The 1,489-nt window shown below is 38.5% G+C and carries 2 protein-coding genes; one reads left to right on the top strand and one right to left on the bottom strand.

Annotation, left to right across the window (positions count from 1 at the left end; genetic code table 11):
• Positions 1-26 precede the first annotated feature (26 nt).
• Positions 27-1,142, bottom strand: coding sequence for an IS630 family transposase (locus tag ABMY41_RS21730; RefSeq protein ID WP_349276258.1), 1,116 nt, complete (start codon positions 1,140-1,142; stop codon positions 27-29).
• A gap of 59 nt (positions 1,143-1,201) precedes the next feature.
• Between ABMY41_RS21730 and ABMY41_RS21725 the strand changes: the two genes are divergently transcribed.
• Complete coding sequence (locus ABMY41_RS21725; protein ID WP_175081355.1) at positions 1,202-1,453, top strand: MarR family transcriptional regulator; 252 nt, start codon at positions 1,202-1,204, stop codon at positions 1,451-1,453.
• Positions 1,454-1,489 lie beyond the last annotated feature (36 nt).

The raw sequence follows: 1,489 nt of genomic DNA, 5'->3' as shown, positions 1-1,489 counted from the left end.
CTAGTACTTCATCACACAAGTTCTGACTAGTTGAGGGCACCATAGGCCCTCTGAAGTTTTTCACGAGCTAATTCAACATTAAACATCCAGTTTATACTTGTTCTTTCTTTATTCCTGCTCCATTCCCAGGCCGCGAGTTCTGTCTTTAGTTCTTCCATACTTGCAATACGTCTATCTAAACATTGCTTATTCATATTACCAATTTCTATCTCGACCATATTCAACCAACTCGCGTGTTTTGGCGTGTAATGTAATTCTAGTTTATTTAAAATCCGGCGTGCTTCCTGTGGAGAAAATGCTTTATATAACGCTCCTTCTGTATGAGTTGATAAGTTATCTAACACAACTTTTATTTTGTTCGCATGTGGATAATGAAGATCAACTAAATCCTTCATACAATTAGCAAAGTCAATTTTCGTCTTTCTTTCTGTTGCTTTAACATGCCGCCACCCTCGATGGCGATCGAAGAATACAAATAAGTTGGCCACACCTACACGTTTATATTCATAATCTAACCGCTTAGTCTGCCCCGGCTTCATTGGTTGTGCCGGTCGAGTATCATCTACCAGTTGTTTCATCGCCTCATCAAAGTTAATTATGGGGTTTAACTCATCTGCTGGCTCAGCATACAACTCGAGCACATGTTCCATCCGCGCGATATATTCAGCATCCATTGTCGCCACACACCACATCTTTTTTTGCCATGGCTTTAGTGCATTCTCTTTAAGGCGCCTCCGTATTGTTTCATACGAGATACTATCTAAATCGGTTAACGTAACTAATCGCTCTCCAAGTAAAGATAATGTCCATCTAGCGTGACCTGTTGGTGGCTTAGTGCAAGCTGTGGCGATTAACGTTGCTTCATCTTTCGCAGAAGTTTTTCTCATTGCACCACTTCGTGCACCTTCATTCAAAGCTGCCGCTAGATTTTCTTCAACAAACTGGCGTTTGACTCGAAATACGGTGGAAGAGCTCACTTGAACTGCTTCACATATTTGCTCTGTTGTATATCTACAACGGTCAGCTTTTAACAAAATAGCAGCACGCTTGTACTTTCGAACATTGACCATGCCTTTTTTGCAATAGTCTACTAATTCTTGTTTTTCTTCTTCTGATAATTCAACAATATACTTTCGGTTCATAACAATATTAAGTAAGTTTATATGAGTTAAAGGATCACTGATTAGGGTAAAAGTTCATTATGAATAAAGAAGAGTCGTCACTGTTTACAGCAAAGCAAGGTCAGTATTTAGCATTTATTTATTACTACACAAAAGTGAATGGGGTTGCGCCTGCTGAAAGTGATTTTGAGCGCTACTTTGGAACCGCATCTTCAAGTGTTCATTCAATGATTTCAGTTCTTAAGAAGAAGAAATTTATAACATCAGTTACTGGAAAAAGCAGGAGTATTGAATTATTGATTGAAAAAGATCAGTTACCTGAATTTAAGTAAGGGCAACTGATCAAAATATATGTGAAAGAGTACTAG

It is taken from the genome of Pseudoalteromonas sp. BZA4 (genome assembly GCF_040104395.1).
Lineage (GTDB): Bacteria > Pseudomonadota > Gammaproteobacteria > Enterobacterales > Alteromonadaceae > Pseudoalteromonas.
This window is presented reverse-complemented; position numbering and strand designations above follow the sequence as displayed.

Excerpts from the sequence above, each read along its gene's own strand:
- ABMY41_RS21730 (WP_349276258.1), bottom strand. The coding sequence starts at position 1,142 with ATGAACCGAAAGTATATTGTTGAATTATCAGAAGAAGAAAAACAAGAA.
- ABMY41_RS21725 (WP_175081355.1), top strand. The coding sequence starts at position 1,202 with ATGAATAAAGAAGAGTCGTCACTGTTTACAGCAAAGCAAGGTCAGTAT.